Consider the following 17,685-nt stretch of genomic DNA (forward strand, 5'->3'; position numbering starts at 1 on the left):
GGATCAAACTCTTCAGTTCAATTCCTGTGCTAGTCTTAAACCAGCTTCTTACTTCTTTATATACTTCATCAGCACTCAAAGTCTTTCAAAGTGCCCACACAGTTTGTCTTCTCTATTCTTAATGAACGTGCCCATTGGAGGCGAGGTGCGAATTCTACTTGTTTTCTCGGGTATGTCAATAACTTTTTATTAAATTTTATAGATTTGTATTATATCACAATGAAGGTAGTCGAAATTGAGGCGCTAACGATAGCAAAACCCTATAAAAAAGGACCGCATTATTATGCTTGTAGATTGATGACAAACACTTTGGTAAATGATGAACCACCTGATTCTCTTCTAAACTCCACAAAGAGGTTAACAGACTATAAACAGACTTATCCACAGAAAATGTGAATAACTTAAATGAAATACAGGAAGTTAAAAATGCTTTAAATCAGGCACAGTAAGGTTTTAAATAGGTTATTTGATTAATCGTATATAATTTGATGTAAAAGATATCCACAGAAAAGGGAAAAGGAAAAGAATTTAAACATGGGTATGGTATACAAATAAATAATAAAAAAACAGTCTTGACTCGCACTATTTTTATTTTAACCTGATAATTGTTTAAACTTTGCGCTTAAATAATTCTTCCTGGAAAAAAATAGACATCCCTAAAGCCATATTTATCATAGGTTAGTTCATCTGCACATTGCTAACGATCTCTTTAAATATTCTATTAGATATTAAACCTCACCTTCTTTAGAAGAAACGGCCACTTTGATGACTGTCACTCAGACCTGAATTAGTAAAATTGGGAATCAAGAGAATGTTACACCTAAAATGTTGACTAAAATCAAACAGGCTTTACCCGGTTGCCAAGATTAATGTTCCCAATAATCCCGTATTACGGCTTCGCCTAATACGGGATTGTCATATTATCGCGGCCACTAGCACTCTCTATGGAACATAATTTAGGCATTTGCAACCGGTCATGAGCTATGATTAAGCCAGATAAGTCAGCTGTACAATGAGTTGATTAGCATAAATGTGTGGTGTGCTTAATGCAAAATCTACCGGTGCTCTGTATTGGTTAATCACAACTTCTCCATTAGCAAGAGAGGCAGCTCCAAAATCGGAAAAGCGATAGCCTAAACCAAGGCGCATCTGTTGATTTATTGGTGTGTCAACTCCAACACCAAGGGTATAGGAAAATACTGATTGGGAGTGACTTCTAAAGATAGGTGTTACATTCACACCAAGTTCTTCTATGCTCGTTCTAAAACCATTGGCGTTATTAAACGCCGCACCTAATCCAACAGAAAAATATGGAAAAAATTGACGCACAGTTCCGAGGGTAAGTTCTGTAGTAGTCAAGAGCTTAGCTACGGCAAGCACTTGTTGTGTTTGCACATTCCAGGAATAGTTATAGTATGTATAGGTCTGTGGTTCGATACCTACAGAATTAGAGCCTTTAACACGAGAACTACCGAAGTAATCGTATTCCACGCCCCCTTGTAGAAAGAGTTTCTTATATGGAAGCTGGAATTCGCCACCCAGAAACACACCCACAAAGCCTTTAGCCTGATTATCGCTTTTGTTGTGATAAATAAATTTATCATCATCAGTACCCAAATAAGTGCGCGTCTTTGTACTCACATCAAACCAAGCAGGGCCACCAAAGACAGAAATAACGGGATGAAAACCTTGGACTTCAGAGGATATTGGCCCCATAGATCCAGCACAAGCAAGGGAGGAAAGAGAAAGGCAACTGACCAAGCTAAAAAGAGCATTCCTTATTGACATAATTTTTGTCCTTATATTAAAAAAATAATGATTTATTGAGTTAATTTCTATCATCACCCAAAGAGATAAAATATCATACATAATCTCTTGAGATTTTTTTATAAAGATTGTGATATTTCAAGCATTAGAACAATATCATTGACTATTTTCAATAATTTTAAGAGCAATTCATATTCAATAAAAATAAGGCGTGTTGACAACACGCCTTAATTGTAATGATAAATGAATGGCACTCTCCAGTATTTACTTTAAAAGTTGACTTAGTTATAAAAACTCATTAAGAATTGAAGTGCAGTGACATTTGCTTGCTTAATTGATAAAGCAATAATCATAGCCCTTGATAGACGAATTAGCTTATTTTCAAGGATTAAGAGTCTTTTATCGAAACAGGATGAATTTATAATGTATAAAAAAATCAATCTTCCAGTATTACTATTTAGCAACGCTTTGATTTTATTAACAACGAATCAATCTTTTGCTAGCGCAAATTTCACGATTACTCCTGATCAGCAAGAAATATTTCCGGTATCAGTATATCCAGGAGGTATTGTATCTGCATATTACACCGTCACTAATCAAACCAGATCAATTCGGAAAGGATACAAAATACAGGGACAACCAGCAACAGCTGTTCAGAATTCAACCAATCCAAATTATTGTTCAAACCCAATTAAGCTGAATGGAAATGCAAGTTGTACCTTACAGCTTGATATCAGCGGAGAAGCTAAATCCGGATTTGCTCTTTGTAATGGCTCTAGCTGCACAACAGCTTCTGTCCCTTTGAATGTAGCATTACAAACAACTGTAACCGTTGGGTCGTACTTAAATAGCAGTGGCGGCCTTGCCCCTTTAGCCTATTATGGTGGTGGTATCGACTGGAAACTAAGCTCACCTCTACCACTCCCCGCTGATGTCATTCAATCCCTTGCCCAACAAAGTAGCTTTCTTAATAGTATTTACTGCAATAAAGCAGTTCATTATTGTGCTGCTGTAGGAGCTTATACTAATAATGCTGGGGGTCCAAATACGTTTGCACCGTTAAGTTATTTTTCGACTGATAACGGCGCTCATTGGACGTTAAGTACAACATTGCCTTTACCAACCGATGTGAGTATGCCAGCTGACACGCAAAGCTCCATTCTCCTCGGAGTGACAAGTACATCATCAGAAGAACCGTCTTATGCGGCAGTTGGATATTATAATGACAACACTGGTGGTACTTCCGCATTAAGCTATATATCGAAAAATGGCGGTAAACAATGGGAGCTTAGTGAACCACTACCGTTACCATCTGATGTAATCACACCCTCTCGGAAGCAGAACAATTTACTCTATGGTATTTCTTGTGATCCTAAAGGTGAGTTATGTACTGCAATAGGCTCTTACAAAAATATCAATACATCAACGGTACCATTAAGCTATACATCAACAAATCGAGGACGCTCATGGACTCTTAGCCAACTCCCTCTTCCTGAGCCAACAGATGCACCTAGCCAAAATCAGCAAAAAAGTGTGCTACAGGCTATTTCTTGTAATAGCGGGGGACACTGTACTGCGGTTGGGTATTATTATAATGCCAGTACAGGGATTACTCCATTAAGCTATATTTCAAATGACAGCGGTGTTACATGGCAACTGAGTTTGATGCTACCTCTACCTGACGATGTAATTACTCCAGCACGCCGACAAAAAACGTATCTCAATGGTGTTTTTTGTGGTCAAACAGGTTTAAATTGTAGTGCAGTTGGATATTACACAGACAGTGCAGGCACCGTTGCTCCATTAAGTTATACTTCCGTTGATGGCGGTTACTCGTGGACTGTAAGCTCTTCGAAACTACCTCTTCCTGCTGATGCCGCGACAGGCGCTCTGAGTAATGCGGGGCTGTTTAGTGTTACTTGTGATGGAGCAAAAGGTCTTTGTAATGCCGTTGGCTATTACACAAAAATGGGTGCTACGGCGGGCTATTTCCCATTAAGCTATACTTCAACTGATGGAGGTATTACTTGGGCTGTTAACCCCAATGGTCTCAATTTACCAGCTGATGCTACTCAGGCAAAACAGACGGCTCGTCTCAATAGCGTTAATTGATACCAACCATAAAAATCATAGGATCTCTACCTCGTGATTGATTTTAGACTTATAGAATCAATCACGAAAATCCCATCGTCTATGGGTTTCAAGCCAATAGAATCATTATAAAACAATTAATTTCTTTAGTGAAAAATAGATTTTCCTAATTCCAAATGCTGGCCATTACCCATTAAAAATTGATGCCATTCAAATAAAACCTGATAGGTGGTGGGGATGAATTGTCAACACGCGTGAATAAAAGGTGAGTTTATTAATCAGAAAACAAAAGTTGTTATACCTTTTTAATAATTAGGATGGGAAATTATAACTTTTACTTTTCCTTTAGGTTAAAGATAACTGATTGTTTTGCCAAGGATTTTTTTTAAAATGCGGCCATGTGAGTTATCAACATAGATATTATATTTTTAAAATATGAGTTGAGCAGCCTCTTCTTTGACAGTAGTTTGGAAACTACTAACTTACTCCACCATGATTTATTTTCAATCTCAATTTTAAGGTTCTCAGAAATTTTTTTTGTTTTTCAAGAAAATCAATGAATTGATCTTTTAATCCTATTTCATTCCCTATATTACCTAGAGCTTTAAAAAAAGACCCAGGAGGGGCAGAAATTCATACTATTAATTTATTATTTATTTGGGCTTGAGTAAACTAAATTTAAGTATTGAAAAGGTATTGGGCTTCACATTGGTGAAATGTCAAACCCAACTCAGAGTCATACACAACTGCAGCGCTGGGCTTTCAACCCAGCCCAGGCTTGCGAATGTTCAAGGACATGCATTACGTATATTGGCCCAGTGATTGTCCTGTGCTGCTTGAGACCTGGCTTTTGGTGTTACACAGACATGATCACCAGGAAAAGCTTCTCTCCAGACAAACCCTTGCAGACAAGTATCTGGTCCATACGCTCCTCCATTCGGGTTGCGGCGCTTCGCTGCCTGGTTATTGTCATTTTTTGTAGCTAAGCGTACTTTGGGGGTGACACAAACATGATCGGTTGAGTTAGCCTCTCGCCAAACATAACCCGGGGCACAAGTACCGGGACCGTAAGAACAATCTTTTGCAACAAGCATTTGTCCGGAGGTACCTAATTTAGTGCAACAGTAAACTTTGGATCCAGTCACACATGCAGCTCCACTTGAAGTGCCTGGTGGTGGCGTTGACTTTGTTTCATTGCTTCGACATGAACCGGAACAAAAAGGTGCGGTACCATCCCAACGGCAGGCCCGTCCAGGTGACGAACAACAAAGTGCCTTCGTTCCTGTAGCACAATTCTTCCCGAATGGAGGATTCATATTAACAAACGGAGGAACCCAGAAATCTGGAATTCCATCTAGCCTTGTTACTTCGACTTCATTTCCTCCACAAGAACCATTGCAAAAAGGAGCAGTGCCATCCCAACGGCAAGATTGAGCCGATGCAAATGGAATTAGCATGAACAAAATCAAGGCAAGTACTAATTGTATTAGAAAGATTCCAGCATATTGATATATATTTGTATGTATCTGCCTTGTTTCCACTCTCTGGCAGCTAACAAGAATAGTTCCATCCATGAAACACCTCCTTATCTCTTTAAACTCAATGCATTATTGTTTAAGCAGTAACTGTCTCGAATTAGGAGCTCAATGCAGTTGCGACACTTGCTATTTACCATACTGAACATATCCATAAGCATGAAGTTCACAACTACCCGTCATTTCCAAAAAAACTTACCCTATCTGTCTTTCATACATACTCATGTACCACACACAACTTCACCGTATTGCTCCTTGGCACAACCTCCTTCCAAGTCTAGCATACTAAACTCAACAATGAATTTTTTATCATAGCAACATCCACTTCTACCGGATCATCGAATATTCTGTGCAAAGCCTGTTTTCATGTTGAAAATGCTATGGTGTACTGTAGGGCTTCTTGAGAAAGAAATTTCTGTCATAAAATATTATTCCCAGCGCTAAAATTGCAAGCAGTATAGTTTGAATAATTTTACTGTGAGGGTCTGTATTAAATAGCTCATTAAAATAACCCGCTGTAATATGAAAAACAATTGCAATCAGCACGTTACGATTAGTCTTATAATAGAGGCAGTTCATCAGGACCACAAAGGGGAAGATACTGAACATGAAGTTGAGGCTAAACATCAGTCCCAGATGTGCTACATTATTTTGGTAATAGCCCTGGATCAAAAAAAGAGGATAATGCCAGATAGCCCAGTATGCAGCAAAAAGTATGCAAGTCCAAAGAAGATTCATACGATTTCTCAAACAATCTGTACCATAAGTATGCCAAGCAAGTTCTTCAGCTAAAGATGCAAAAAAAATCCAAAACCACCCGGGTAAGACTCCACCATGAAAAGAGCTTTGATTTGCTAAATGAAATTGATCAGCGTTATAACCAAAAAATAGTGAAATTACTTGCGCTAAAAGGATACTCCCCAGCATCAAGAAAGCTGTAAGAAATAAATAAACTGGGCGGATCCCTTTCAAAGTTAAAAATCGACTTCTTAAATCTGATGAAAGTGAAGAATTAGCTGAAATCAGCGAAAAAGCAATAATAGCTGGTATAATAATCCCAATGATAAGCAATAGCGTAATCAAAATCCCAGAATGAGCAATGATTGTAGGATGCACGCTTATATAAGAGGCCATAAGCCAAACACCCCAAGGAATCAATGTAGCTAAGAAGTAAAATAAAAATACTTGTTTCTATTGAACAATTGCATTTTTTTGCATCATTGCCTCTTGTCTTAATACTTCGTTAAAAATAGAGCCTGAGTGTATTAGGATAATAAAAATATGTCCTTGTCAGTGGCATGACAATTGTAACAAATATGTTGACCTTGTCGCAGAAAATTCCGTGTTCTGGTAGCTGGTGGATGTTTCTGGAACATGTCAGATGATGAGTTTCTTATGGTGGGTTTTTAATCAGAATATCATATTGATATTGGTCTGGTGGTATCTTGGTTGTGCCCTGAGTAACGTGATGTTGAGGAGATTGCTCTGGAGCAAGGCTTGAAGGCTGCTCATTCCACCACCGTTTAGCCTGATTCCTTACCTATCTGATATAATAAAAAAAGATAAAAACAGTTTTTACAGAAAAATTTAAAAAAAGGTTTCCATAGATAGGATAAGAAGATGTTATAACTAATCATTAAGTAATTATTTTATGTAAACAGAGGCCTCTTTAAGGCCTAGCACTGCACCAACTCTTTGAGAAGCAGAAATAAAACTACAAAATGCGATCAACTCTACCAGCTCAGCTTCTGAAAAGTAACTTTTTAAACGAACTATTTCTTTCTCATCTACTAAATTGGATATTGAAAATTTGTTTGCAAATCGAAGCGCTTCTATCAGTCGATTATCGCCTGAGTTTTGATCAGGTGGCCCCGCCTTTGCCATACAGTATTGGCATTGGTTATTGAATGCTAATGCTCTTCTTACTTGCTCAAGAAAATCGGGGTTAAACGTTGAGCTTTGAAAAAAACCAGATTCAAGCCGACTCCAATCCTCAAGTATTTTAGGTGCATGGCCTAAAAGACGCTCGAATGGAGATGAACCACAATCTGATAATTGAATTAATGCCATTTATTTCTCAATCTTTCTATTTCAAAGCCATAAAGTACTTTTTATACGGACAAACTGACTTAATTAAGGAGGATAGTGATGGAGAAAAAAATAGCCATTGTTACTGGAGGTAAGCTTTGGTCAGAATTCGGTACTGGTAGCTTGGCAACGACTAGCAACAGACTACTCCGTGATTGCTTGCTATTTCAAGAGCGGCAATCATGAAGAAACCGTTCAGTGGCAAAAAGAGCAGCAAAAATCAGGATTTGAAATAGATATACTGTATGCGGATATTGCGCAGTTTCATGATTGTGAAAAGCTGGTCTCATTAGTCATGGAGCGTTATGGTCGTATTGACGTATTGGTTAACAATGCAGGTGTGACGCAGGATTCCAGTTTAAAAAAGATGTCGCCTGAGCAATGGCAGTCTGTATTGAATGCTAATTTAACAAGTGTATTTAACATGACACGAAACACCTTACCCGCAATGCTTGAAAAAGGATACGGACGGATTATCTCCATTTCCTCAATTAACGGACGTAAAGGTCAGTTTGGACAATGCAACTACGCAGCAACTAAAGCGGCTTTATTTGGTTTTACCAAAAGTCTGGCGCTTGAAATAGCTAGTAAAGGCATTACAGTGAACACTATTTCACCTAGCTATATTGCCCCCCATGCTGAGTGCCATGCGAGAAGAAGTATTAAATACTATCATTTCAGCAATACCGGTTGGGCGCTTGGGTCTCCCTCAAGATGTTGCGGAAGCCGTTGCCTTTTTAGCTTCTCCGGCATCAAGTTTTATTACGGGATCTAATCTGGATGTGAATGGTGGTCAATATATGTAAAAAGACCAAAGCAATAGTTCAAACAATGTATGAATCATTGCTCCCCAAGTAACTTATTTTAAAGGAACATAATACAACAATTTCAAAAAAGCATTCTGCCATCTGTAAGCTCATTAATATTTTTACTTCTTAAACAAAGTCGTTAATTTCTCGAACTCTATGACAATGAAGCCAAAGATGCCTATTACTCCTATCCCAACATTATGCCAAAGATTAAGGGCTTCTGTTTTAAAAATTTCTTGCATAAATGGTATATAAGTAAAACTTAACTGCAAGAAAGCAACTAATCCTATTGCGATTAATATCGGCTTTGTTCCATGAACCCCTTTCCAGGTTAAAGATGGACCATGTATATACCTGGAGCTGAACAGGTAAAAAATTTCCAGGAGTACCAATGTATTCACGGCCATTGTTCGTGCCATTTCAAGGCTTTCCCCAATCCATAATGCCCAATAAAAGACAATGAAAACACTGACTGCAAACAGTATGGAAACAAAAATAATTCGCCAAACAAGGTATTTGGATAATAAAGATTCATGGATTGGAATAGGCGAACGTTTCATAATATGAGGTTCTGATGGTTCAAACGCTAATGCAAGCCCTAATGCCACAGAACAAGTCATATTGACCCATAGAATTTGTACTGGGGTAATCGGCAAGGTAGAACCCATGATAATAGCAATGGCCAGACTTAGTGTCTCACCACCATTACTTGGCAGCAAAAATAAAATGGCTTTTTTTAAATTGTCATAAACAGTTCGTCCTTCTTTTACTGCCGCGACAATAGACGCAAAATTATCATCCGTAATAACCATTTCTGCTGCTTCCTTGGCGACCTCTGTTCCTTTATGCCCCATAGCCACCCCAATGTCCGCTCGCTTTAAGGCCGGAGCATCATTGACTCCATCACCAGTCATTGCAACGATATAACCTTTGGCTTGCAGCGCCTTGACTAATCGTAATTTATCTTCAGGACTGGTGCGTGCAAAAACATCAACTGATTCAATCGATTGCTCGAAACACCCCTCATTAAGTTCGTGTAATTCCTTCCCAGTTAACACGTGTTGACCATCACCTATTCCCAATTGCCTGGCAATAGCTAACGCGGTGATAGCATGATCGCCTGTTATCATTTTGACTCGAATATTAGCTGCTCGACACTCCTTTACCGCTTGAACAGCTTCTTCTCGTGGAGGGTCAATAATGCCGACAATGCCAATCAGTATCAAATCAGACACTACATCTGAAAACTCTATCTTTTCGTGATTGATTGAAGCAGGTTTGTAAGCAATTGCCAAGGTACGCAATCCTTGTTGTGCTAAATCAGAGATTTTTTGTTGCCAGTAATTCAAGTCAAAAGCGTGGTACTCCTGGTTATGAAGTTGAAGGGAACAAAAATTAAAAATAACTTCAGGAGCTCCCTTTAAATAAATAAATGCTGATTGCTCTTGGTGATGCAAGGTAGCCATAAAGCGATGTTCCGCATCAAAAGGAATCACATCCTTCAATGTGAATTGTTCTTCCAGCTGATGCCGATAGAGCCCTGCTTTGGCAGCGAGTGAGAGTAAAGCCCCTTCCATGGGATCGCCCTGTAATTTTGACTCATTATCCTGAAAATCCAACTCTGCATCATTGCATAGCACACACGCTGTTCCCAAAGTCAATAAATCATGATTCGTTTGAGGCAGTACTTCCTTGTCTTCAAAATAAAAACAACCATCCGAATTGTAGCCTACACCACTGACGTCCAGATTGCCCATTGCCAAGCATATTTTCTGTACAGACATCTCGTTGCGGGTCAACGTGCCCGTTTTATCAGTACAAATAATGGATACCGAACCTAAAGTTTCCACAGCAGGAAGTTTCCGGATAATAGCATATCGGCTGGCCATGCGCTGAACCCCAATAGCTAACGCCACGGTCAATATGACCGGTAATCCTTCAGGGATTGCCGCTACAACAATACCTACTGCGACCATAAACATATCCTGCGCTGAAAACTGATGAAGAAAATAACCAATAAGAAACAAAGCTCCCGCAAACACTAAAATAAATCCACTTAACCATTGAGAAAAGCGAGACATTTTCTTGATAAGCGGCGTCATTAAGGGTTGTACCTGGGTAAGTAGCTGGCTGATTTTACCAATTTCCGTTTGACTTCCTATAGCAACAACAATCCCCTCCCCTTTCCCCGAAGTAACTAGCGTTCCTGAAAAGGCTATATTCGTTTGTTCTGCTAATGGAGTATCAGCAGCTAACACATCTGTTTTCTTTTCAGCGGTATTGGATTCTCCTGTAAGTATGGCTTCATTGACTTTCAAGTTTTTGCTACGTAGTAATCTAAGATCGGCAGGAATTTTATCGCCAGACTGTAAGAGTACTAAATCACCAACAACCAGTTCGCTTGCAGGAATAATCATTCGCTTATTTTCTCTTAAAACTGTAGCGTGTAATGAAAGCATGCTATGTACGGCAGCAATCGCCTTTTCAGCCTTTCCTTCTTGTATAAATCCAATGACGGTGTTGATTAATATAACGCCAAAGATGATTACTGAATCAGTAATCTGATCTAAAAATAAAGTAGCTACCGCAGCAGCTAATAACACAAGAATTAACGCATTATTTAATTGAGAAAGAAGTCTTGCAAAGGCCGAACGGGGAGGTAGCGAAGGAAGAGTATTATATCCAAATTTCAAAAGACGATTTTTTGCCTCGACTAGCGTTAAACCCTCTTCTGTTGAGGTAATAAGCTCATTACAAATATCAGTATCCATACGATCATGCCATGAATGAAGCTTATTATTTTTCTTCATATTATCCCAAATTATGAAAGAGAAGATTGCTATTTTTTGATTTCAATAAGCTCTAACAGGCGATACAAATCCCTGTGGTTTAAGTGCCCAGAGTGAACAATTGATTTTTTGCAGAATATTTTCGGCTGTATTACCAATAAAAAAGCCAGATATTCCTGTTCGCGCGACAGTCCCCATTACTAAAATGTCAATTTTATTCTCATTAATGCACGAAGGAATAAGTTCTGCAGGGCGGCCTTTCAGGTGATAGATGGTTGGTTGAGGTTTTATGCTCGATTCATGAATCAGTGCGCATAATGCACTATAATGCGAGCGACTCTCTTTCATAACCATTTCATCCAGCTCTGGTGGAGGAATATCAATAAGAACGCTACGGCGCAGATAATCTTCCAGAACAAAATCCCAGCAAGTAATAACACTTAATTTAGCTTTATAATGTATTGAAAGAGCATAAGACAACCTTAAAAGGTTAATGGCAAGATCATGGCCTGAAACTTCTTCATCTTTGGGATCGATAGCAACAGCGATATGAATGGTTTCATCAGGAGTTATCGGACGGTGAAGAAACAAAGCGCAAGGGCATTGGCGTAACAAAGCCATATCTAATGCCCTAAACCCTTTTTTATTCTCATTTTTTTCTGTCGCCTTCACTACAAGATCGTAGGAGTGGCGAAGTACACGCTGAATAATATGAATATAAGGTGTATTTTCACATTCAACTTCTATCTTTATTGATGGTTCTTTCTTATTATGAGATAAGGTCGTTTTCGCGGATTGAATGGTGTGGTTCATTTTTTCTATAAGAAAAGTCTCATACGAGCTTTTATAGTCATCAAGACTATGTGGAAAGGGAGGACATGTTATCAGAATATCAAGACTTGCGTTATTATCCATTGCCAATCTTATCGCATGTCCTAAAGCCTCCGTTTCTTCACCAATTCCGTTACTTACAAACAGAATATTATGAAATTGCTTCATCCTTTTCCTCCATGAATTCATAAGCCAAATTTAGCCCCACATTACTTTATTTAATTGATTTTTAGAGTAAACTCTTTTTAATAATTATATTTTAGACTATTTTCTTGAGTAGATAGTGAGCATAGTAAAAAATTTAGAAAAGGACTATTTAAATTGCATCATTCGCTTCCCCTAATTACCACCATCGCGATGGGATTTGCTTTAGCATTAATCTTAGGCTTGCTTGCCGCACGACTTAAGATTCCTCCATTGGTTGGTTATTTATTGGCGGGTGTTGCTATTGGACCATATACTCCTGGATTGATGGCTGACATCAGCATTGCCCACGAGCTTGCCGAAATTGGGGTCATGCTGCTGATGTTTGGGGTAGGATTACATTTTTCATTATCGGATTTGATGCGGGTACGCAAGATTGCGATCCCCGGCGCAATAGCCCAAATCCTTGCAGCAACAATACTTGGCGGCTGTGTTGCCATTCTGTGGGATTGGAATTATGGCAGCGCATTAATTTTTGGGCTTTCTCTATCCGTAGCCAGTACCGTTGTATTATTAAGAGCACTTGAAGAGCGCAGAGCCCTTGAGTCGATTAATGGCCACATTGCTGTAGGCTGGCTTCTAGTCGAAGACTTGGTTATGGTGGTTGTGCTGGTGTTGCTTCCCCCGCTGGCACACTGGCTGGGGGACAGCACAGCCGTTGGCACTCACAACCAGCCTCTATGGTTTATTTTTAGCTTAACACTGGTTAAAGTATCAGCCTTCATTGCGTTCATGCTCTTAGCCGGTCGACGATACTTCCCTAAACTACTCTGGCTTGTTGCTCGTACCGGCTCACGCGAATTGTTTACTTTATGTGTGATTACTGCAGCAATTAGCATCGCTTACGTGGCCTCTAAATTATTTGGCGTTTCGTTTGCCTTAGGTGCTTTTTTTGCCGGGATGATTATGCGAGAGTCTTCGTTTAGCCATCGTGCTGCTGAAGAATCTTTACCACTTAGAGATGCCTTTGCTGTGTTATTTTTTGTTTCAGTTGGTATGCTGTTTAATCCCGCTGTGTTGTTTGAACAACCCTTACAAATTTTAATGGTGGTGGGTATTATCGTCATCGGAAAGTCAATTGCAGCGTTTGTACTCGTTCTTGCTTTTCGCTACCCATTACAATCCGCATTAATCGTATCAGCAAGTCTGGCGCAAATTGGTGAGTTTTCATTCATCCTTGCAGAGCTTGGAGTACGTTTAGGCATGCTTCCAGAAGAAGGTCAAAGTTTTATTCTGGCTGGAGCACTGATCTCCATCGCAATTAACCCACTTATATTTAAATTAATAAATCCTGTTCATGCGTGGATAAAGTCTTACCCTCGATTACTTCATCTTTTTGAACAGGCTCACGATTCTTTGGCTGAATTACCGATGTCCACAAAAGAGGAGTATCTTGCAGGGCAAGTGGTTTTAGTGGGCTATGGGCGCGTTGGGAAGCGCGTTGCCCATTTGCTCTCTGAAAAAAATATTCCTTATGTTGTGGTTGAGGAAAACAGAGAATTAATCACAAGTCTACGGGCTGCTGGTTTGCCTGCGGTTTATGGTGATGCATCCGAGCCTTCCGTGCTGATTCAAAGCCATATTACTCATGCCAGTATGCTCCTGATTGTCATAGCAGATACCGTCCACCTAAGGAAGATGATTCAATATGCTTGCCAACTTAATCCAAAAATAGAAATTGTTGTTCGTACCCATGATGAAGAAGAAGCCGCTTTATTACAGAAAGAAATTACAGGCAAAGTATTCTTTGCTGAAGGAGAAGTCGCCAAAAACATGGGAGAATATGCCTTAAGTCGATATGGAAAATCATGAATTATTGTTTTAAAATCAATCCGTTATGCTTTTGGAGGTACGGCAAGCATGTCCACAGTACTAAGATGGAGAATTCGTTTGGCAACACTTCCCATCAGTAAGTAATGTAGTCCCGATTTACTCTGTGTACCAAATGCCAACAAATCAGCATTCCACTTTTGGGTTTGCGTAATAATACAATCAGCGTAGTAACCGCCCATAATTTTTCTCTCAAACTGGCTTTTATCGACTTGACATTGACTAAGGAAGTCATCGAGCTTTTCGAAAATATCTTTTGTTTTAGGATGCTTGGTGTCTACAAATTCTTCATCTAAATCGGTTGGGTTAAAGAATTGTCGATAATAAACATCAACGATATGCAACAGCTGAAAACTGGCATGGGGAAAACGGTTAAACGTAAATTGTACCGTCTCTTTACTGGCTTCTGTAAGGTCTGTTGCTATCACTATCCGATTGTAAGCAAAATCAGGTTCTTTTTTTATAAGTAACACAGGAACACGACTTTGCCTGATAATTGAGCCAGAAGTAGTACCTAAAACATACTCATTAATATAGTAACGACCATGAGCACCAACAATAATCAATTCACAATCGTTTTCACCAGCATATCGGACAATCTCTTCAGAAGCTCTACCCAATACCACAGAAACGCTAGATAGCTTATTATCTTTTAATTTCTTTAAAATCTTCGCTTCAATTTCTTTTTTCTTAGACAAGAAATTAGGCTGCAATTCAGTTTCTGAAGGCGGTAAAACACTACTTAACGGCGGTGTTACGACATGGAGAAAATGAATCTTAGCCTGGTTTGATTTTGCTAAATCAATAGCACGTTGCCATGCCCAATCGGCATGCTTGGAGAAATCGCTAGCAATCAATATATTACTTAATGTCATGGGCTATCCTTAAAAATACAGTCATCATCCTTATCCTGACAAATCGCTTAATTAGAGGTGAATATGCGAGTGATTATTTTATCGACTCAAACTTTATAAAAAAGGTATTATCACTTTCTTAAAAATCACATATTGACAAAGCTTATCCTATCACATCAAACTGATCGATTAAATCCAAGAGTTTAGGAAAATATATGACGGACAAATTACGTGGTAAGGTAAAATGGTTTAACGAAAGTAAGGGCTTTGGTTTTATTGAAAACAGTGGCAAAGATTACTTTGTTCACTTTAGTGCCATTCAAAGTAGTGGCTTTAAATCTCTTCCTGAAGGTGCCAATGTACTGTTTAAAGCGGGTAAGGGACAGAAAGGACCTCAAGCAGAGGAAATTGAGCTCATTTAGTAAAAAGGAACCAAGGTTGCTATACGTAGCAAAAATTATGTCACCTAATAAGTTGATAGAAAATTTCTTTAAAATACTCTATAGAATTATTGGCGCTGAAGCTTATCTGTAATAGATAAGTATTTTCATCATCCCACCAAAGAGCGTCATGTGGTCCATAACAATTATTAAAACTTGCAATGTATATATTGCTCGAAATCAAACCACCCTTCGAATTTAGAACTGTTAAATTAAAATTACTATATCCACTAAATGAGTTCATCTTAGGCAATCTAGAACGTGCTGTTTTTTTTATTGGAAAGGAGGCTTTATTAAAAACACGAAACCAAACGATTTGGTTTTTCTTTCCATTATTTGGGAACAGGACAAATTGAATTTCTTCTATTTGATTTTCATTACCAAAAATAAATTGACTATCCAAATTAAAGTCTAAGTTAAGATGGTTTAAAAACTTTATATTGAGATCCGGTTTGCTGCCTTTAAGGATATTATGTAATGGCCATCTTAAATTCCATATACTTGAAGGGGGTATATATTCATTCCTATTAATGCAAGCATTTTCTATGCACTTGGTGTAACGTGACCAATAAGAAAGTTCAAAAAAACTCTTTTTTAATATTTCACTTGAAGACAAAAGAGGAGAAAACAACTTACAAAGCTCTAAGAGCTCTTCATCCTCTAAACTCCCTTGGAGTAGGCGAAGTTCAATATTAGTACCATGGGATAAGAAACTTAATGTTTTCGATTTTGAATAGTCATAACCAATCCAACAAATATTTTCTTGATTAAATATGTGGGGTTTCATTTCCCAAACCCAATGATCGTATAGAGCAGCATGATCTAATACTGATAAAGGCCCAAAGTCATACAAAAATTGTTTACATCTCAAGAGTGCATTTTTATACTTGATATTATAACAATAGGAAGAGAAATGGGCAGAGCACCAAGCAGACCATTTTTTAAATTGATAATAACTTGGTTGTTCATTATAGGGAATATCCTCTTTTCTCAGTATAAAATTAGATAATGCGACTTCATCAGAATTAGGTATCAAAATAACAAAATTTACTTTTTCTTGAGCTTGAGTAGGTGTAATTTCATGTACTAAATTCATTTCATGATGTCCAAGCATATTAAAACTAATAGTTATCTATAATTTGGCATAGCTAAACTATCGTTAGATTGAATGTTCTTTTTCTGCCTCTTTCGATTCATGTATTTTGTCATTACTCATAAAAAAACATGTTATTGATGCTCTTACATGATTTCCTGCTGCATTTTCTATTTTTTTTATAGAATGAAGAATATTATTTTTAAAAATAACCAATCTATTGGGTTTTGGCACAATATAATATCCAATTCCATCATCAGCATACTTATTCAATTCAGTATTATTTAAATGGTATCCAACCTTTTTCTTATTGTTATTGATTAACGTCTCTTCGGGATAATCGAAGTCAAGTTGAGGAGTAGGATTTATTAGTAATTCAGCCCCCAATTTATGTCCCAAATTGGATGACAGTAATACACATAAGCACCTGAAATTTTGTACTTCCCATCAGTATGCCAAGAAAGCCCTGATCCTCTAGGATATAAATACGGTCTAGCATAGAAAAAATCCCAATCTCTATCCTTGAAACCAATTAAATGAGAGTACTCAGAAGAACTTGCGATTAGTTCTTGTATAAATAAATCAATGGTTGATTTTGTAGGGTAAACTTGCTCTGTTGTGCAAGCCTCAGGCCTAGGATGAAAAATTGTAACGTTGCCCCATAAAGGAGATCCGTCCTCAAGACTAAAAGCATTTACCCATTTTGAAGAGTGAACAAATTTGAATTTTTCAGTTTGAATAAAATTCCAAATTTTTTCAAAAGACGGTTGCTCTAGGAAGTCATCAATGACCACGAAAACTTCATTATTGAAAACTAATTTCATATTAATGTAAAACTATAAAAGGAGATACTAACATCTCCTTTGTTTACCAAGGCATATATTCATCCTTATCTTCATCGGCATCAATTCTATTAGAATGATATACGTTCATAACATCTCCTTATTAATATCCTTGAATAACAGTGTAGGATTATAATTTTATTATTTCACCAAAACAATCACATTAAGTAATATTTTTTTACACTATGATCCATACAAACCCACAAACGATCATTAATATTGTATTTTGTTCTCATTTAAATCAAATGAACTTAGAAGGTCTAATGAATTACTAAATGGGTTTATAGAAATTAATGCAACGAAGAGCTTATGGGTTTCGTAACTTTGAAAATTATAGAACCCGTGTTAGGGTGTTGTGTTGTTAAATGGGGAGTGCCCCCGTAATTGGGCTGTCTCTTGATCACATCTTCATCAACTCGGTAGCTATCCAAAGTCCTTCAACTCGCTCTTGTAAACGGAACCATCCTTTCCAGATAGTAGACCAAGCTGCTTTTCCAGTCCTTTTGGAATCA

The 17,685-nt window shown here is 38.0% G+C and carries 11 protein-coding genes and 3 pseudogenes; 5 read left to right on the top strand and 9 right to left on the bottom strand.

The window, feature by feature from the left end; all coding sequences use genetic code 11:
- Nucleotides 1–987: 987 nt before the first annotated feature.
- Nucleotides 988–1,788, bottom strand: coding sequence for an outer membrane protein (locus EKG34_RS17820; protein ID WP_223800106.1), 801 nt, complete (start codon nt 1,786–1,788; stop codon nt 988–990).
- A gap of 402 nt (nt 1,789–2,190) precedes the next feature.
- Between EKG34_RS17820 and EKG34_RS17825 the strand changes: the two genes are divergently transcribed.
- Nucleotides 2,191–3,879 carry a sialidase/neuraminidase family protein gene (locus tag EKG34_RS17825; protein WP_003632385.1) on the top strand — a complete coding sequence of 563 codons (1,689 nt, stop codon included), beginning with the start codon at nt 2,191–2,193 and terminating at the stop codon, nt 3,877–3,879.
- A 767-nt stretch (nt 3,880–4,646) separates the two neighbouring features.
- Here EKG34_RS17825 and EKG34_RS17830 read toward each other — a convergent pair.
- The 3 genes from EKG34_RS17830 to EKG34_RS17840 all read right to left on the bottom strand — a co-directional run bounded on the left by EKG34_RS17830 (nt 4,647) and on the right by EKG34_RS17840 (nt 7,463).
- Nucleotides 4,647–5,432, bottom strand: a complete 786-nt coding sequence (locus EKG34_RS17830; RefSeq protein ID WP_003632386.1) for a hypothetical protein — start codon at nt 5,430–5,432, stop codon at nt 4,647–4,649.
- 339 nt (nt 5,433–5,771) lie between these two features.
- Complete coding sequence (locus EKG34_RS17835; protein WP_003632388.1) at nt 5,772–6,527, bottom strand: CPBP family glutamic-type intramembrane protease; 756 nt, start codon at nt 6,525–6,527, stop codon at nt 5,772–5,774.
- Between the two features lie 510 nt (nt 6,528–7,037).
- Entirely contained in the window at nt 7,038–7,463 is a 426-nt protein-coding gene (locus tag EKG34_RS17840; RefSeq protein WP_003632389.1) for a carboxymuconolactone decarboxylase family protein, read from the bottom strand.
- A gap of 78 nt (nt 7,464–7,541) precedes the next feature.
- Here EKG34_RS17840 and phbB point away from each other — a divergent pair.
- Nucleotides 7,542–8,287: pseudogene (gene phbB, locus EKG34_RS17845) on the top strand (acetoacetyl-CoA reductase).
- A gap of 122 nt (nt 8,288–8,409) precedes the next feature.
- Here the strand turns inward: phbB and EKG34_RS17850 are convergent.
- Complete coding sequence (locus EKG34_RS17850; protein ID WP_003632390.1) at nt 8,410–11,100, bottom strand: HAD-IC family P-type ATPase; 2,691 nt, start codon at nt 11,098–11,100, stop codon at nt 8,410–8,412.
- A 42-nt stretch (nt 11,101–11,142) separates the two neighbouring features.
- The gene (locus EKG34_RS17855; RefSeq protein WP_003632391.1) at nt 11,143–12,078 is read right to left on the bottom strand and encodes a universal stress protein; all 936 of its coding nucleotides are present in this window, start codon (nt 12,076–12,078) and stop codon (nt 11,143–11,145) included.
- Between the two features lie 153 nt (nt 12,079–12,231).
- Here EKG34_RS17855 and EKG34_RS17860 point away from each other — a divergent pair, with 153 nt between their 5' ends.
- Complete coding sequence (locus EKG34_RS17860; RefSeq protein WP_003632392.1) at nt 12,232–13,926, top strand: cation:proton antiporter domain-containing protein; 1,695 nt, start codon at nt 12,232–12,234, stop codon at nt 13,924–13,926.
- A 23-nt stretch (nt 13,927–13,949) separates the two neighbouring features.
- Here the strand turns inward: EKG34_RS17860 and EKG34_RS17865 are convergent, their stop codons facing one another.
- Complete coding sequence (locus EKG34_RS17865) at nt 13,950–14,819, bottom strand: universal stress protein (RefSeq protein WP_003632393.1); 870 nt, start codon at nt 14,817–14,819, stop codon at nt 13,950–13,952.
- Between the two features lie 194 nt (nt 14,820–15,013).
- On the opposite strand from EKG34_RS17865, the gene EKG34_RS17870 reads away from it, so the two are divergent.
- Nucleotides 15,014–15,220, top strand: coding sequence for a cold-shock protein (locus tag EKG34_RS17870; RefSeq protein WP_003632395.1), 207 nt, complete (start codon nt 15,014–15,016; stop codon nt 15,218–15,220).
- Nucleotides 15,221–15,260: 40 nt separating this feature from the next.
- Here EKG34_RS17870 and EKG34_RS17875 read toward each other — a convergent pair whose 3' ends face one another.
- Nucleotides 15,261–16,334, bottom strand: coding sequence for a hypothetical protein (locus tag EKG34_RS17875; RefSeq protein WP_003632396.1), 1,074 nt, complete (start codon nt 16,332–16,334; stop codon nt 15,261–15,263).
- Between the two features lie 63 nt (nt 16,335–16,397).
- Nucleotides 16,398–17,155, bottom strand: a pseudogene (locus tag EKG34_RS18925) (2OG-Fe(II) oxygenase).
- Between the two features lie 305 nt (nt 17,156–17,460).
- Here EKG34_RS18925 and EKG34_RS18360 point away from each other — a divergent pair.
- A pseudogene (locus EKG34_RS18360) lies at nt 17,461–17,538 on the top strand (transposase); the annotation flags it as partial.
- Nucleotides 17,539–17,685: the final 147 nt, after the last annotated feature.

Origin of the sequence: Legionella longbeachae (genome assembly GCF_004283175.1) — a bacterium.
GTDB lineage: Bacteria > Pseudomonadota > Gammaproteobacteria > Legionellales > Legionellaceae > Legionella > Legionella longbeachae.